This window comes from Macrococcus equi, assembly GCF_047426745.1.
GTDB classification, from domain to species: domain Bacteria; phylum Bacillota; class Bacilli; order Staphylococcales; family Staphylococcaceae; genus Macrococcoides; species Macrococcoides equi.
On record NZ_CP179732.1, the window covers coordinates 1,595,859 to 1,611,786 of the forward strand.

The 15,928-nt window shown below is 34.8% G+C and carries 14 protein-coding genes; 8 read left to right on the forward strand and 6 right to left on the reverse strand.

Annotated features, from left to right (window positions below; all coding sequences use genetic code 11):
• Positions 1–8: 8 nt before the first annotated feature.
• Positions 9–1,364: an IS1182 family transposase gene (locus tag ACMGE6_RS08440; protein WP_414054829.1), complete on the forward strand. Its 1,356-nt coding sequence runs from the start codon at positions 9–11 to the stop codon at positions 1,362–1,364.
• A gap of 174 nt (positions 1,365–1,538) precedes the next feature.
• Here ACMGE6_RS08440 and ACMGE6_RS08445 read toward each other — a convergent pair whose 3' ends face one another.
• Positions 1,539–3,914: a transglycosylase domain-containing protein gene (locus ACMGE6_RS08445; protein ID WP_414053437.1), complete on the reverse strand. Its 2,376-nt coding sequence runs from the start codon at positions 3,912–3,914 to the stop codon at positions 1,539–1,541.
• A 377-nt stretch (positions 3,915–4,291) separates the two neighbouring features.
• On the opposite strand from ACMGE6_RS08445, the gene tyrS reads away from it, so the two are divergent.
• From tyrS to ACMGE6_RS08460, 3 genes are all read left to right on the forward strand, one after another.
• Positions 4,292–5,548 carry a tyrosine--tRNA ligase gene (gene tyrS, locus ACMGE6_RS08450; RefSeq protein ID WP_414053438.1) on the forward strand — a complete coding sequence of 419 codons (1,257 nt, stop codon included), beginning with the start codon at positions 4,292–4,294 and terminating at the stop codon, positions 5,546–5,548.
• A 123-nt stretch (positions 5,549–5,671) separates the two neighbouring features.
• A complete protein-coding gene (locus tag ACMGE6_RS08455; RefSeq protein ID WP_414053439.1) occupies positions 5,672–6,265 on the forward strand; it encodes a LemA family protein in 594 nt (197 codons plus the stop codon).
• Complete coding sequence (locus ACMGE6_RS08460; RefSeq protein WP_414046060.1) at positions 6,265–7,125, forward strand: TPM domain-containing protein; 861 nt, start codon at positions 6,265–6,267, stop codon at positions 7,123–7,125. The genes ACMGE6_RS08455 and ACMGE6_RS08460 overlap by 1 nt, the downstream gene beginning before the upstream one ends.
• 43 nt (positions 7,126–7,168) lie before the next feature.
• On the opposite strand, the gene ACMGE6_RS08465 is transcribed toward ACMGE6_RS08460, so the two are convergent.
• Entirely contained in the window at positions 7,169–8,419 is a 1,251-nt protein-coding gene (locus tag ACMGE6_RS08465) for a S1C family serine protease (protein ID WP_414053440.1), read from the reverse strand.
• 172 nt (positions 8,420–8,591) lie between these two features.
• On the opposite strand from ACMGE6_RS08465, the gene ACMGE6_RS08470 reads away from it, so the two are divergent.
• Positions 8,592–9,200: a lysophospholipid acyltransferase family protein gene (locus tag ACMGE6_RS08470; RefSeq protein WP_414046062.1), complete on the forward strand. Its 609-nt coding sequence runs from the start codon at positions 8,592–8,594 to the stop codon at positions 9,198–9,200.
• 3 nt (positions 9,201–9,203) lie between these two features.
• On the opposite strand, the gene ACMGE6_RS08475 is transcribed toward ACMGE6_RS08470, so the two are convergent.
• On the reverse strand, positions 9,204–9,431 hold the full coding sequence (locus tag ACMGE6_RS08475; RefSeq protein ID WP_414053441.1) for a hypothetical protein: 228 nt from the start codon (positions 9,429–9,431) through the stop codon (positions 9,204–9,206).
• A gap of 228 nt (positions 9,432–9,659) precedes the next feature.
• Here ACMGE6_RS08475 and ACMGE6_RS08480 point away from each other — a divergent pair, with 228 nt between their 5' ends.
• The gene (locus tag ACMGE6_RS08480; RefSeq protein WP_414053442.1) at positions 9,660–10,076 is read left to right on the forward strand and encodes a DUF1801 domain-containing protein; all 417 of its coding nucleotides are present in this window, start codon (positions 9,660–9,662) and stop codon (positions 10,074–10,076) included.
• Between the two features lie 17 nt (positions 10,077–10,093).
• On the opposite strand, the gene ACMGE6_RS08485 is transcribed toward ACMGE6_RS08480, so the two are convergent.
• Complete coding sequence (locus ACMGE6_RS08485; RefSeq protein ID WP_414046065.1) at positions 10,094–10,300, reverse strand: hypothetical protein; 207 nt, start codon at positions 10,298–10,300, stop codon at positions 10,094–10,096.
• A gap of 209 nt (positions 10,301–10,509) precedes the next feature.
• Between ACMGE6_RS08485 and nagE the strand changes: the two genes are divergently transcribed.
• Together nagE and hutH are read left to right on the forward strand one after the other, a co-directional pair.
• Positions 10,510–12,000, forward strand: a complete 1,491-nt coding sequence (gene nagE / locus ACMGE6_RS08490) for an N-acetylglucosamine-specific PTS transporter subunit IIBC (protein ID WP_414053443.1) — start codon at positions 10,510–10,512, stop codon at positions 11,998–12,000.
• A gap of 162 nt (positions 12,001–12,162) precedes the next feature.
• Positions 12,163–13,677: a histidine ammonia-lyase gene (gene hutH / locus ACMGE6_RS08495; protein WP_414053444.1), complete on the forward strand. Its 1,515-nt coding sequence runs from the start codon at positions 12,163–12,165 to the stop codon at positions 13,675–13,677.
• Positions 13,678–13,717: 40 nt separating this feature from the next.
• Here the strand turns inward: hutH and ACMGE6_RS08500 are convergent, their stop codons facing one another.
• Together ACMGE6_RS08500 and ACMGE6_RS08505 are read right to left on the reverse strand one after the other, a co-directional pair.
• Positions 13,718–15,025: a cation:dicarboxylate symporter family transporter gene (locus tag ACMGE6_RS08500; protein ID WP_414053445.1), complete on the reverse strand. Its 1,308-nt coding sequence runs from the start codon at positions 15,023–15,025 to the stop codon at positions 13,718–13,720.
• Positions 15,026–15,412: 387 nt separating this feature from the next.
• Positions 15,413–15,874 carry an OsmC family protein gene (locus ACMGE6_RS08505; protein ID WP_414053446.1) on the reverse strand — a complete coding sequence of 154 codons (462 nt, stop codon included), beginning with the start codon at positions 15,872–15,874 and terminating at the stop codon, positions 15,413–15,415.
• Positions 15,875–15,928 lie beyond the last annotated feature (54 nt).

A 15,928-nucleotide genomic window follows, 5' to 3' on the forward strand; every position in this document is an offset into this window, starting at 1 on the left:
GGGTGATTATTTTGTTGAGTAAATCAGAAGATAAAAGAAATCAATTAGAGGTTGTTGCAATTTCAGATTTAGTTCCACAAGACCATTTACTAAGAAAAGTAGATAAAGTATTGGATTTGAATTTTATTTATCCTCTAGTCGAAGATAAATATTGTCTTGATAATGGTCGTCCAAGTATAGACCCTGTGATTTTAGTAAAAATAATATTAATACAAAAATTATTCGGAATAAAATCAATGAGACAAACAATAAAAGAAATCGAAACAAATGTTGCTTATCGTTGGTATCTTGGATACAGTTTTCAGGATAAGATTCCTCATTTCACTACCTTCGGTAAGAATTATATTAGAAGGTTCAGTGATAATACACTTTTTGAAGAAATATTTGAACACATTCTACAGTTGGCGATGCAACATAAATTGATTGATACCTCAGCTTTATTTATTGATTCTACTCATATAAAAGCAAATGCTAATAAACATAGATTTAGAAAAGTTGTAGTAAAAAAATCAGTCGCTCATTATAAGGATGAATTAGATAAAGAAATAAACGAGGTTCGTAAATCTGAAGGAAAAAAGGAGTTCACCCCAACTCATAAGACAGAAGAAAAAGAAAAGAAAGAAAGTCTCACAGATCCTGACGCTGGTTACTATGTTAAAGGTGAACGTGAGAAACAGTTTGCTTATAGTTTACATGCTTGTGTTGATAAAAATGGATTTTTTGTAGATCACCACGTAACACCAGCTAATATTCATGATAGTACTCAATTGGCACCTATGATTTCTAGAATGAAAGATAAAGGAATTAAACCTAAAACCTTGGCTGTAGATGCTGGATATAAAACACCTTTTAATGCTTACTTTTTATTTAAAGAGTCAATCACTCCTTACATGCCATATACTAGACCAAGAGGTCCAAAGGACCGTTTCAGAAAAAATGATTTTGTTTATGATGAATATTACAATGAATATATTTGTCCTGCAAATCACCCCCTTAAATACACACGTACTGATCGTGAAGGATTTAAATTGTATCATTCTAACCCAAATGTATGTAAAGAATGTCCATTTCTAAATAAATGTACAGAAAATAAACAATATAAAAAGCAAATTCAAAGACATATTTGGCAAGAATACTTAGAAGATGTTGAAGAAATAAGACATACAGAAGAAGGAAGAATGGGATATAAATTAAGGTCTCAAACTATTGAAAGAAGATTTGGTGACGCTAAAGAACAGCATGGTATGAGATGGACAAAGTTTAGAGGATTGAAAAAAGTGTCCATGGAAACCACGCTTATTTGTGCATGCATGAATTTAAAAAAGTTAGCCAATTGGGTTATCAAAGATACTCAATTGGCTTAGCATTATAGTCAATAATTTAAATTTCGAAGAAATTTCTTCGAATAAATGAGAATATAGCCTTTAAAAAAAGACAAACTCATGTAATGAAAATGAGTTTGTCTTCAATCTGAACAACCATAATCATGATGATTATGGTTGTTTTTTTGTGTTAAGTTTTTATTATTTTCGGTTATGTTAATTTTGCTTTTTAGTAGCTTTGGCATTTCTTTTGGCTTGAGATAGCGTATCTGCAGCATTTGATTTTGATGAGATTTTTTTCCTTGTTTCAGCATCAAGTTTTTGACCTAGACGTGCTAACACTTTAGGATTGTCTAATTTCTTTTGAGTTGTGTCAGTATTTTTCCAGACTAAACTGTCTTTAACAGGCTCGCTGCCATCACATGATCCTTGCTTAGACATCGTATATTGACATAACTGAACTTTGCCGACACCAGCTGGCTGTTCGAAACGCTGTCCGACACCCATCTGAAGTTGGTCCTGCGTGGTAATCTGGTTGATGATATCACGCCAAAACTTAAGTTGATAGTGGTTTTGTTCATCAAATGAAGTCGGAATATCATATCCCATCCAGATGCCCATCGTTACTTTCGGATTATAGGCTACAAATAAACTATCCTTTGCATCCTGTGTTGTACCCGTTTTTCCTGCCCAGTCCTGATTGTACATAAATGTACCTTTTAACTGATAGGCACTACCCGTATCTAATACACCACGTAATATATCAGTTGTAATATATGCTGTTTCAGGACTATACACGCGAACAGGACGTGCCTTGTGCTGATAAATAACTTTTCCATCACGCGTCTTAATGGATTCTATCATGTAGCTTTCCTGATAATTACCCTGATTCGCAAGCGTAGAAAATCCATCTACATTATTTTCAAGTGTAATATCTGTTGCTCCAAGAGCTAATGATAAGTTTTCCTGTTCCTGTTTAGGAATATTGAAATTCATCTTGTTCAGTAATTCCCATGGTTTTCTGTCCATAATACTTGAGTAAAGACGTAGTGTACTTAAATTGAGTGAGTTTTCAAGTGCATAACGTGTTGTGACTACGTTATATTCCATTTTTGCATAGTTCTCAGGAGAATAACCATTATAATCGAAACGTCTATCTAGCAAGGCAGTTTCTGGCGTTGTCATACCGTATTCTATCGCCGGTGCATAAGTTAATAATGGCTTGATAGTTGAACCTGGTGAACGTTTTGTTTTTGTCGCATGATTATTTTGTGAATCTTTGTGATTACGACCACCGATGAATGACAGGATCTTACCAGTTTCGTTATCTTTTAATAATACACCGACTTCCATATTGATTGGCTTAGACTTTCCTTCTACAGTTCGTGCATATGAATAGTAATTAGGATTATCTTTAATCTGATCCATTGTGTCATAGATATTTTTATGGATTGTGGTGTCTATGATATAACCATTATTACGAATCGCACGATTAGCAATACCAATATACTTTTCTTCAAGTACTGGCGTTTCATCCAGCTCCTGCTTAGAGATATTATCTTTTTCAGCAAAGATATACTTTAATATATCAACGGCACGTGATTCAACTTCCTGTGTTAAGAAAGGATATTTCTCATTAGGTGCATCGAATTCTTTTGTGAATGATTTTTTCAGATTGAATGCTTTAGCTTGCTGGTATTGTTCTTTCGTAATTTTCTTTTCCTGGTACATTCGTTTTAAGACATATTGTTGTCGCTCAAATCCGTATTTCAAATCTTTATCTTTCTTTATCTCACCATTTTGCAGGAAAGGTGTATAAGTATATGGATTTTGTGGCATCCCTGCAATATAGGCAGCTTGCGCTATATTTAATTTTTTAGCATCAACACCGAATATACCTTGGGCAGCTGCTTGAACGCCTGCGATATTCTGGCCATTTGTATTTCGTCCGAAACTCACCACATTTAAATACGCTTCAATAATCTCTTTTTTAGTTAATGACTTTTCAACTTTGAATGAAAGCATCATTTCTTTCGCTTTGCGTTTGAAAGAAGTTTCGTTAGTCAGCAGCTGATTTTTTATTAACTGCTGTGTTAACGTACTACCACCACTTGTGACACCCATATTTAAAAATTCTTGTGCTGTAGCACGGATAAATGCTTTAGGAACGATTCCGTTATGATGATAGAAGTTTTCATCTTCAGTCGAAATCAATGCATCGATGACATATGGACTGATTTGATTGTATTTAATGACTTCACGCTGAACATCTGCGTTAAGCGTTCCTAATGATTCACCTGTACCGAAGTAAACACTGGTACTTTGTGTCATCTCATATAATGACTTTTTTAGTGCAGCATTGTTTTTTACAGGTTCATCTTTTACCAGTGCAAGAAAATATCCTGTACCAAGGCCAAGGAGTAGGGTACCTAGTAAAATAGCGGTAATCATTAAAAAAAGAAACGTGCGTGTTAAAGTTTCATAAATTCCATGAAACCAAACATATGGAGTGAATTCTATAGATTTGAACTGATTTTTAATATGTTCTTTATTTGTTATAGTTTTGAAAAATTGTCTTTGTTTTTTCGCCATACAAATTTCCTCCTGAATAGTTTTTAGTATATCATAATTATTCTGTCTTGACGTTATAGTTTCTATTGGATAAACTAGTTACATAATTTAAATTAAACTGAATATCAAGGTTTTAGGACAAGTAGTGTGGCACGATGAATTTAGAGACTTAGTGGCTGGTGAAAACTAAGCATTGGAAACATGAATACACCTATACATTCGACCTTAAGGATAATGACCTTTTTCATTAATAAGTGATGATTTAATCATAAGTATGGTGGTACCGTGCAGAAGCACCCTTACATTTTTGTAGGGGTGTTTTTTTATCTAATTTATTAATAGGAAGTGAGTTATCTGTTTTATCAGTTTAAAGAATAAATTTTAGAGGAGGAACAAAGATGGCAAATGCTTTATTAGAAGAATTGAAGTGGAGAGGTTTAATTTATCAAGAAACTCATCCTGAAGAAATTGAAGCATTATTAAATAAGGAGAGCGTCAGTGTATATTGCGGAACTGATCCAACAGCAGACAGCTTGCATATTGGTCACTTGTTACCTTTTATGACATTAAAAAGATTCCAGCAACATGGCCACCGTCCCGTTGTCTTAATTGGTGGTGCAACTGGAATGATCGGTGACCCATCAGGACGTACCGACGAACGTACCTTACAAACACTTGAACAAGTTCAAAAGAACGTAGATGGTATTCGTTCTCAAATGGAGCAGTTGTTTGAATTTGGTGGGGCTACAGGGGCGATGCGTGTAGATAACAAAGACTGGTTAGGTCAAATTGATTTGCTATCATTCCTGCGTGATTACGGCAAACACGTTGGTGTAAACTACCTACTAAGCAAAGATAGTATTGCATCAAGACTTGAAACAGGTATATCGTTTACAGAATTTACGTATACTATTTTACAGGCGATTGACTTCGGACACTTAAACCGTGAGCACAACGTAAAACTTCAAATCGGTGGTAGTGATCAGTGGGGCAACATCACGAGTGGTTTAGAACTAATGCGTCGTATGTATGGTGAAGTAGAAGCGTACGGTATGACTGTACCATTAGTAGTGAAGTCAGACGGTAAGAAATTTGGTAAGTCTGAAGGTGGGGCTGTGTGGTTAGACCGCAAGAAGACGAGCCCATATGAATTCTACCAGTTCTGGATCAATACACCGGATAGTGATGTTATTAAATTCTTAAAATACTTCACGTTCCTAAGCAAAGAGGAAATTGAAGCATTAGAAACATCGGTAGAAACAGAACCACATCTACGCTTAGCGCAAAAGAAACTTGCTGAAGAAGTAACAAAATACGTGCATGACGAAGCAGCTTTAGAAGAAGCTATCAATATTACGAATGCACTTTTCAAAGGTGATTTAAAAGCATTAACAGCTGATCAGTTACGTACGAGCTTTAAAGATGTACCTCAAAAGACGGTTGAAAGCACAAATATTGTAGAAGTATTAATTGAAGCGGGTATTGCACCAAGTAAGCGCCAGGCACGTGAGGATGTGACTAATGGTGCGATTTCACTGAATGGTGAGAAGGTTACAGATACGAATCATGAAATTACTGTGAATGATAAGATAGAAGACGAGTTTACCATTATTCGTCGCGGTAAAAAGAAATACTTTATGGTGACATATCAATAAAAGTTCTTTGTTTTGATGAGATGAAGTAAATTACTTCATCTCTTTTTAATTTCTTAATTCAGCAGGGTTTAAAGCATATTTTTAAAGGGTAGAGTGAAATACTTACATAAAAGGAGATAAGATATGAAAAAATTATTAATACCTATTATTGGATTAGTTGTTTTATTGTTAATTATTGGTAGTATGTTGATCGGTCCTTACAATAAATTAGTTGGGCTGGATTCAGACGTAGAAAATGCTCAGGCAAAGATTGATACGCAATTACAACGTCGATTAGATTTAATCCCGAACTTAGTGGAAACAGTTAAAGGTTATGCAAAGCATGAAGAAAAAGTATTTAAAGATGTATCAGATGCTCGTGCAAAATTAGCAGGTGCTACTAAAGGTGATTCAATGGAAGCGAAGGCGAATGCCAATGCTGAATTAAACTCTGCATTAAGTCGTTTAATTGCGATTCAGGAAAACTATCCTGAGTTAAAAGCCGACGCACAGTTTACTGGTTTAAGAGATGAATTAGCTGGTACTGAGAACCGTATCGCTGTAGCACGTAATGATTACAATGATGTTGTAACAGTATATAATAAAGCAGTCAGAAGTTTCCCTGCAACACTTTATGCTGGTATCTTTGGTTTTGAGAAGAAAGAATTCTTTAAAGCGGATGAAGCTGCAAACAAAGCACCAAGTATTGATTTTAACTCTGATAAGGAAACTAAATAATGCATAAGAAAAAGTTCGCGATTTTTATCGCGCTCTTTTTAATCTTCTTTATTACTTTACCGGTTAGTGCAGCTGAACCATTGCCAAAACTGACACAACCTCGATTTGTGCAGGATCATCTCGGTATTTTCAAGCAAAATGAAAAAGATTTTATTAATCAACGTGGTGAAACCTTGCAAAAAGGAACAACCGCAGAAATCTTAGTCATGACCATGCCGACGATTGGGCAGGAAGTAAAGGGAGATTATGCACTCCGCGCTGCTCGTGAGTATGGTGTCGGAGACAAGGAAAAAGATAATGGTATTGTAATATTATTAAATCTTGATAATGGTAATGAATTTCAGAACAGAGGAATTAATGTTCAGGTCGGATACGGACTGGAAGGTGTCTTAAATGATGCGAAGGTCGGTGCATTAATTGATAAATATGCACTTCCTGATGTTAAGAAAGCTGTTGCACTAGATCCTAAAGGTAAAAGTGAGGAAAGTAAGGCACTTTATGCACAAGGGATTGGTAAATTATATAATGCAATTTTTGATGAAGTAAGTAAGAGTTATGGTTTTGATGGTGAGAAATACACGAGAGATACTCCGATGGCTGACGATAGTTCAGATGGTATCAGTGTATTTGAGATTATCATCGGTATATTTTTACTATACTTAATCCTCTCTATATTTATGGGAGGTGGCCGAGGTGGCGGTGGTGGACGCAGACGTTCATCAGGCCCAGTCATCTTCTTCCCGACCGGCGGCGGATTCGGTGGTGGATTCTCTTCAGGAGGATTCGGCGATGGCGGCGGATTCGGTGGTAGTTTTGGTGGAGGAGGCTTTGGCGGTGGCGGTGCTGACCGAGGTTTCTAATCAACACAAAAAGACTAGTCAAACGACTAGTCTTTTTTTAATCTTATTTTTCATCTGTACTTCTTAGCGTTAGTGATACTTCTTTTTCAGCACCATCGCGAATAATTTTAAAGGTTACTTTATCGCCAGCTTTATTATTTTTATAGATATAGTTACGTACATCACCATCAGACTGAACATCATGTCCTTCTATTTGAATGATGACATCTCCCTCTTTAAAGACTTTTCCTGCAACTTCATCAGCACTCGCAACAAGAGCACCATGATCTGCTTTAACCTTCATTTCGTCAAGATAATTTGGAGGTACGGCATCGATACTTACTAAAGCTAAGCCCATAAATGGTCGTACTACTTTACCATCTTTCACTAACTTTTCAATCAATACCTTTGTATCATTAGAAGGTATCGCAAAGCCAAGTCCCTCTACTTTATCCGCAGCAATTTTTAGTGTATTGATTCCGATTAACTGGCCTTGATTGTTGATCAATGCGCCACCTGAATTACCTGGATTGATTGCAGCATCTGTTTGGATGGCCTTAACAGATGATTCGCCAGCTGAAGTTTCAACTTGCATTGTTCTTTCCTTGGCACTGACAATACCTTCAGTGACACTACCAGATAGTTCAAGGCCTAACGGGTTACCGATTGCATAAACAGTATCACCGACTCTTATTTTTGATGAGTCAGCGAAAGCTATTGGTTTTATATTGTAGTTCCCGCTAATTTTAAGGACCGCAATATCAGTGAGAGCATCTTTACCGATAAGCGTCCCATCTACCGTTTTACCATTTGAAAGTCGTACTTTTAAATCCTTTGCACCTTCAACGACATGATTATTTGTTACGATAAAAGCTTCGTTATCAGTTACCTGATAAATCACCCCTGAACCTGTACCAGCTGGTGTTTCTTCACTGCTGCTATTGCCTCTTAATATATCAAAGATACTGCTATTCGCTTGTTGCATATTGATGACACCAACGACAGCAGGTGAAACACTTTCAAGCATGTCTGCGAGTTTGACATTGTTGCCACTTGTCTTCTGATCAACCTGAATCGGTGTTGCCACTTGTCCGTTATTATGAGAATCAAATATATCAGGAATGTGTGTCGCACCGATTGTAAGTCCTGATCCAAGGGCCGCAGCAAGCAATAACTTCAGAAATCCTGTTTTATCTTTATTATTGTGGTTATGTACTGAAGTGTATCTTTCATTTTCATCTATGGGTTGAGTATATGTAGTTTGTGTTTGTGTAGCTTGTCCATAATCTTTTTTGTCATGTTCAAAATTATCCATATGATTCCTCCAAAATATATATTCAGATAATTAAAAAGATATCATTAAATGACTACTTTTTCACACTTAAACCCTTGAGTTCACGAAATAGACAAAATGAATATTTATTATCTGTCGAAAATAATTTATGATAAAATAAATTAAAAATCAGTTTCGTTAAGGAGTTAACATTATGTATAAGTTTCTAGCAACTTTAATCTATTTGATTACAAATATCTTATTGCGTAAAGTGAAAGTCATTAACAAAGAAAATGTACCTGCACAGGAAGCTTTTATCGTAACTTGTAATCACCGTAGTATGGTTGAAATTATTATTCTTGCAATGGCATTATATCCAAGAGAAGTGCACTATATGGCAAAACAGGAATTATTTAAAGGGAAATTGCTGGATAAGTTTTTCAGATCATGTAATGCTTTTCCGGTAAATCGAGATAATCCTGGGCCATCGACCTTAAAAATACCTGTAAAATTAATAAAAGAAGGAAAGATTGTAGGTATCTTTCCAAGTGGTCGACGAGTAGATAATGCACCGATGAAAAAAGGAGCAGCAACAATTGCAGTAATGAGTAAAGCGAAGATCTTACCCGCAGCATATGATGGGCCAATTCATTTCAGAGATATTTTCCTTAAGAAAAATAAATGCTATATTATTTTCGGCGAGCCAATTGACAGCACAGAATTTACAGCACAATATAAAAAGAATGAAGCGATCGAAGCAATAACTCACACGCTAGAAGAAAAAACTAATGCACTGATAATGAAAATAAAAAACGAAGCGTAGATACTACGCTTCGTTTTTTAGAGTCTTGTATAAATACGTTTCTTTATCCTCGGGATAAATAAATTCAAGTTTAATAATTTGAGATTTGTTTGTTTTGTCGGCAATAGCCTCTGTATTTTCCTTCACTTTATTGATGTAAGTCGTTTTCTCAACTTCATTTTGAATTAATTTATATTCTGTTTGCTCATCAGATGTGTAAGGATAAGACGTTTTCAGTACGATGATACTCATAAGTCTTCACCCACTTCCAATTATAATTTTTACTTATATTTATCTTTCCCGTATTTTGAATACATAAACTAGATATTAAGAATAATTTAATCTTAAAGTTCAATTTATTCTCATAAAATTAAATGTGCTTTGGTATTCCAAAAGAAGTAGCAGATAAAAATAAAAATCAATATATTAAATATTCTGAATTTATAGTATAATTTATTAAAAGTCAGATGGGGGTGCATCATGAAGATACATAAAGATAAAGAAGATTCCGTAATAGATTTCATCGATGGAATAGAAGAAGATAAAAGAAGAAAAGACTGTTTAAAACTTCTAAGTATCTTTGAAGAAACATCGGGATATATCGGTAAAATGTGGGGACCGAATATAGTAGGGTTTGGAAAATATCATTATAAACTCGATAATCAAATAGAAGGAGATGCACCACTCATTGCATTCGGTGTGAAAAAGGGTAAAATCAGTTTATATTTCGCACCAGATAATCGTAATCGAGATCGATACCTGAAAGATTTAGGGAAGCATACGCTAGGCAAGACATGTGTGTATGTGAGTGATATTGATGAAATTGATATTAATATTTTAAAACAACTCATTGTGGATTCAATGAAATACTTGTTAAATCAATATGAGAAGGCATAAAAAAATAATGAAACAAGTTATGCACTTGTTTCATTATTTTTTATTTCATTTGGAAATAAGCTATGTTCCAGATTGCTAAGCTTTGTATAAGTTTCATCATCTAAAGTGTCGATTTTCTGTTCATCTGTAAACAGTGATTCAATTAATTCGATATCAATATCTGTTGCAGTAGATATTTGATAAGCAGTTAATCTACCTTTAAATAAAAATGGAAGACCTCTCATTCAATCACCCTTAAATTTTTTATTGCTCTATTATATCTAAAATGAGACATAAATTAAAGACTTTTTTTAGACTACAATATATTATCGCATATAAGACTTAAGATGTACACAAAATATATTCATATCACATGAAATGCTTATTGAAGTGGTAGCATATTAATAATAAAATAAGGTGCATTGAAAAATAATATATCATAGGAGGTAAGAAGATGTATTCTTTCTTACAAAGATTAGGTAGAAGTTTAATGTTACCAGTCGCTGTACTACCTGCAGCAGCCTTGTTACTTGGAATAGGCTATTGGATTGATCCTGATAAGTGGGGAGCCAACAACCAACTAGCAGCATTCTTAATAAAATCAGGAGGCGCAATATTAGATAACTTAGCTATTCTTTTTGCGATTGGCGTAGCACTCGGTATGTCAAAATCAAGAGATGGTGCAGTAGCACTCGCAGCAGTTGTGGGATTTCTGGTAGTTAAAACCGTACTCGACCCTTTATCAGTTTCTAATATTTTGCATGTAAGTGTAAAAGAAGTTCCACCTGGTTTTGATAAAATCAATAATGTGTTTGTAGGTATCTTAATTGGATTAATTTCTGCATGGACATTTAATAAGTTTCATAAAACTGAATTGCCAGCAGCATTTGCTTTCTTCAGTGGTCGAAGACTAGTCCCTATACTTGTTTCGATTTTTGCAATGTTATTATCAATTGTCTTACTTTTTGTTTGGCCAACTTTATTTGGATTATTACTTGGATTTGGTAAATGGATGACAAGTTTAGGCGCAGTGGGTGCAGGTCTTTATGGATTCTTCAATCGTATTTTAATTCCAACTGGTCTCCATCACGCATTAAACTTAGTATTCTGGACAGATGTAGCTGGTATTAATGATATTCCTAAATTTAAATCACAAGAAGCGGTTAAAGGTGTTACGGGTATGTACCAAGCAGGGTTCTTCCCGGTAATGATGTTTGGTATCCCTGGTGCGGCCCTTGCCATGTATCATTCTGCGAAAACTGAAAGACGTAAGGCAGTTTCAGGTATCTTTCTTGCTGGAGCAGTTGCAGCATTCTTAACAGGTGTAACCGAACCTGTTGAATTTGTTTTCATGTTCATAGCACCAGCACTATTTGTAGTTCATGCCATTCTTACTGGTCTTTCAATGTTTATTGCTGCGAGTATGCATTGGACAGCAGGATTTGGATTTAGTGCCGGTTTCATCGATTATTTCTTATCTTTAAGAAATCCTAACGCCAACCAACCTTATATGTTATTAGTGTTAGGTGTTATTTACTTTATTCTGTATTATGTAATCTTTAGAGCAGTCATCAAGTGGATGGATATTAAAACGCCTGGTCGTGAGTCTGAAGAGGAGATTGCACGCATGGCTGCAGAACAAAATCGCAATGATTTAATTGAAAATAACGAGACTGAAGTTGTGACACAAACACGTCCTGGTAAATATGATCAGTTAGCACAGTCGGTAATTGCTGGTGTAGGTGGTAAAGAGAATATCGAAACAGTAACAAACTGTGCGACACGTCTTCGTTTTGAACTTAAAAGTAATGCTGTTGTAGATGAAGCGATGATTAAACGTGCTGGTGCAGCTGGTGTTATGAAGGTTGGTCGTAAAAATGCTCAAGTAATCATCGGCACGCATGTTCAGCAGGTTGCTGATGTTGTTGATGAATACTTAAAATAGCTATTCTTAAACAGTCCATTTGGGCTGTTTTTTTTATAATAATGCTTTAACGTAATGCTATAATACCATAATACAATTTTTGGATATTGTATTGTAATGTAAACGATTTCATTTTATAATTATGTTGTCTGAATTATTAGAAAATTAAAAAGGGGTATGGACATGACATTATTATTAAACGGTGAGTCGATTACAATTGATGAAATTAGAAAGTTTATTCAGGAAAATGATAAGGTTGAGATATCTCAGGATGCACTCACACGTGTGCGCAAGAGTAGAAAGACAGTTGAAAAAATTATAGCAGATAAGGAAACGATTTACGGGATTACAACGGGTTTCGGTTTATTTTGTGATGTGTTGATTGATCATGATAAATGTACGGATTTACAGTTACATCTTATTCGTTCTCATGCTTGTGGGGTAGGTCAGCCGTTTCAATCAAATGTTTCACTTGTAATGATGGTTTTACGTTTAAATACGATGTTGAAAGGTCATTCTGGTGTCACAGAGCAACTTGTAGACCAATTAGTATTCTTTATTAATGAACGTATTATTCCAGTTATTCCTGGACAAGGTTCACTGGGTGCTTCAGGAGATTTAGCGCCTTTATCTCATTTGGCACTTGCACTGATTGGTGAGGGTGAGGTTGAGTACAATGGGAAGATTCAGCATAGTGGTGAAGTACTGAAAGAACTAGGGAGAGAAAGCATTATTCTGCAGGAAAAAGAAGGACTTGCATTGATTAATGGGACACAAGCAATGACCGCACAAGGTGTCATTAACTATATTGAAACAATAGATGTAGCTTATCAGGCAGAATGGATTGCCTCACTTACACATCAAGCCTTAAATGGTATAACAGATGCATATCATAAAAATGTGCATATCGTGCGAAATAATAAATGTCAGGAAGATGTTGCAAGCCGAATGCTGGACTGGCTTGAGGGTTCAAAGTTAACGACGAGACAAGGGCAGGTTCGTGTGCAGGATGCTTATTCACTGCGTTGTATTCCACAAATACATGGTGCTAGTTTTCAAGTATTCGAATATGTCAAAGAGAAGCTTGAAGCTGAGATGAATGCTGCTAATGATAATCCACTTATTTTTGATGATGGAGATGAAACACTTGTGATTTCAGGGGGGAACTTCCACGGTCAGCCTGTAGCATTTGCACTGGACTTCCTTAAAATAGGTTTAAGTGAATTGGCAAACGTTTCTGAACGTCGAATTGAACGTCTCGTTAATCCTCAGCTCAATGGAGATTTACCTGCTTTCTTATCGCCACAACCTGGTTTACAAAGTGGAGCGATGATTATGCAATATGCCGCTGCAAGTCTAGTGTCTGAAAATAAAACTTTAGCTCATCCTGCAAGTGTAGATTCTATTCCTTCTAGCGCTAACCAGGAAGATCATGTTTCAATGGGCACAATTGCTTCAAGACATGGTTATCAAATTTTAGAAAATGTGCGTAATGTACTTGCGATAGAATGTATTATCGCATTACAGGCAGCAGAAATTAAAGGCATTGAATTATTGTCACCCAATACAAGAAAAAAATACGAAGAATATCGACAAATCGTACCAAGTATTTCAGAAGATCGTCAGTTCCATAAGGATATCAAAGTTGTATCAGACTATCTTAGACGAGAGGCATATGAAGGAGAGTTTACTAAATAACATGAAAAAAGCCACTCATCATCAGAGTGGCTTTTTAATACTATTTTTTTGTAAATGTTTCGTAATAACGACGACCTTTTTCATAATCAAGGCGTCCTTCCCATTTAGCGATAACTAAAGTAGATAATGAGTTACCTACAACGTTTACAACCGTACGCATCATATCTAAGATACGGTCGATACCAATGATAAGTGCTAATCCTTCAGGGTGGATATTCATTGCAGTAAGTGTTGTGATCAATACTACGATTGATGTTCCAGGTACGGCAGCCATCCCTTTAGAAGTTAACATTAACGTAACAAGTAATACTAACTGTTCAGTAACTGATAAATGAACACCGTACATTTGTGCAATCGTTAATGCTGCAATAGATTGGTATAACGCTGAACCATCTAAGTTAAATGTATATCCTGTAGGTACTACGAAAGAAACGATTTCTTTAGGAGCACCGAATTTCTCCATCTTCTCCATAATCTTAGGTAAAACAGTTTCAGAACTTGAAGTAGAGAAAGCTAAGATTAACTCTTCTTTCAGAATAACAAGTAAATGGAAAATGTTAATTTTACAAATAGCAGCAACGCCGCCAAGTACAACTAAAATAAAGAATACCATAGATCCGGCAACTACAAGTGCTAATTTTCCAAGTGGAATAAGAGCGCCTAATCCTAAGTTAATAATTGTAACAGCCATAAATGCAAATACACCGATTGGTGCATATTTCATGATTTGATTCGTCATCCAGAAGATAACATCTAAGAATCCATCAAAGAAAGCTCTTACGGGTTCACCTTTTTTACCAATTGCAGCTAAACCTAATCCAAAGAATACTGAGAAGAAGATAACTGGTAGTAATTGACCTTGTGCCATTGAATCAATAATATTCGTTGGAATAATATTAACAATCGTATCAATCATATGATTACCATATGTAGAGTGAGCTGCTGCTTCCGCATTCGTTGTATACTTTGTTACATCACCTTTTGGTAATAAGTTTTTGTCGATACCAGCACCAGGTCTGAAGATGTTTGCAAAGATGATACCTAAACCAATTGCAATTGTTGTGATGATTTCAAAGTAAAGTAAAGTTTTCCAACCGTAACGTCCAACAGTTTTCATATCACCAGTACCAGCGATTGAGATGACTAATGAACAAAATACGATAGGTACTACAATCATTTTAATAAGATGTAAAAAGATATCGCCTAATGGCTGAAAGTAATTAACGTACTCTGTCTTACCATTTAATAGGGCACCGACTACTACACCAAGGATAAGTGCTAATAGTATTTGCATTGGTAAGCTTATAAATTTCTTTTTTGTTTTTTTAATTTCTGTAACTGAACTCATTTTATCGTATCCCTCTTTTCTTCCGTACTTGATTATTTTATTGCTAAAATAATCGATTGTCAATTCATTTTTCTAAAAAAGTCTGAAAATTCTGTAGTTATTATGTTATAATAATATTGTTTTATTTGTTCAAAAGATGCATAAAACCTTTAAAATAAATTTTTTTAAATATAGCAAATTTATTAAATGTAAACGTTAACACAGTAATGAATACATTAGATTATTATAAAAATAATTTTACAAAAAAAGATTTTCAATAATAGGGCATGAATTGAATTAGTTAAATATTGAACATAAAACTTTTTTGAAATAATTTTATTTTTGTATTTAACATAAAAAATTACATAACAACTTCATTAATTTAAGTTGTTATGTATATTTTTCTTCTTATTTAAATGGATTACCATCTAAATAGATACTTTCTATAATAATATCTACATTCCCTTTTAACGCTCTGGTAATCATGCAATTTTGCTCAGCTTTCTCAATTAATCTTTTGAGTTTGGATAACATGCCTTGGTCTAACTGTTTCTCTGTTGATTCAAGATAGACTTTATAAGTGATACTATCATAGTGTTGCAACCCTTTCACTACGGAAATAGCAGCAGTAGCATCAACATGATCAATTTCTACGGGTATATTATTTTTATCAAAATAAGAGCTCATGGTGATGGTAAAACAAGTTACTGCTGCAGACATCAGCATTTCATCAGGATTCGTTCCGATGTCAGGACCATTCATTTCTTTTGGTATTGAAATTTGTGATTTCAAATGTTTATTTTCTATAATACCGGTGCCGTGATAACCACCTTTAAATCTGGCAGTACAGTGAAATGTATGTATTGTCATATTTATACTCCTTAACTAAATATAAAAATAATTTACCTTAAATTTAAAATTTAT

Excerpts from the sequence above, each read along its gene's own strand:
- ACMGE6_RS08445 (WP_414053437.1), bottom strand. The coding sequence starts at position 3,914 with ATGGCGAAAAAACAAAGACAATTTTTCAAAACTATAACAAATAAAGAA.
- tyrS (WP_414053438.1), top strand. The coding sequence starts at position 4,292 with ATGGCAAATGCTTTATTAGAAGAATTGAAGTGGAGAGGTTTAATTTAT.
- ACMGE6_RS08455 (WP_414053439.1), top strand. The coding sequence starts at position 5,672 with ATGAAAAAATTATTAATACCTATTATTGGATTAGTTGTTTTATTGTTA.
- ACMGE6_RS08460 (WP_414046060.1), top strand. The coding sequence starts at position 6,265 with ATGCATAAGAAAAAGTTCGCGATTTTTATCGCGCTCTTTTTAATCTTC.
- ACMGE6_RS08465 (WP_414053440.1), bottom strand. The coding sequence starts at position 8,419 with ATGGATAATTTTGAACATGACAAAAAAGATTATGGACAAGCTACACAA.
- ACMGE6_RS08470 (WP_414046062.1), top strand. The coding sequence starts at position 8,592 with ATGTATAAGTTTCTAGCAACTTTAATCTATTTGATTACAAATATCTTA.
- ACMGE6_RS08475 (WP_414053441.1), bottom strand. The coding sequence starts at position 9,431 with ATGAGTATCATCGTACTGAAAACGTCTTATCCTTACACATCTGATGAG.
- ACMGE6_RS08480 (WP_414053442.1), top strand. The coding sequence starts at position 9,660 with ATGAAGATACATAAAGATAAAGAAGATTCCGTAATAGATTTCATCGAT.
- ACMGE6_RS08485 (WP_414046065.1), bottom strand. The coding sequence starts at position 10,300 with ATGAGAGGTCTTCCATTTTTATTTAAAGGTAGATTAACTGCTTATCAA.
- nagE (WP_414053443.1), top strand. The coding sequence starts at position 10,510 with ATGTATTCTTTCTTACAAAGATTAGGTAGAAGTTTAATGTTACCAGTC.
- hutH (WP_414053444.1), top strand. The coding sequence starts at position 12,163 with ATGACATTATTATTAAACGGTGAGTCGATTACAATTGATGAAATTAGA.
- ACMGE6_RS08500 (WP_414053445.1), bottom strand. The coding sequence starts at position 15,025 with ATGAGTTCAGTTACAGAAATTAAAAAAACAAAAAAGAAATTTATAAGC.
- ACMGE6_RS08505 (WP_414053446.1), bottom strand. The coding sequence starts at position 15,874 with ATGACAATACATACATTTCACTGTACTGCCAGATTTAAAGGTGGTTAT.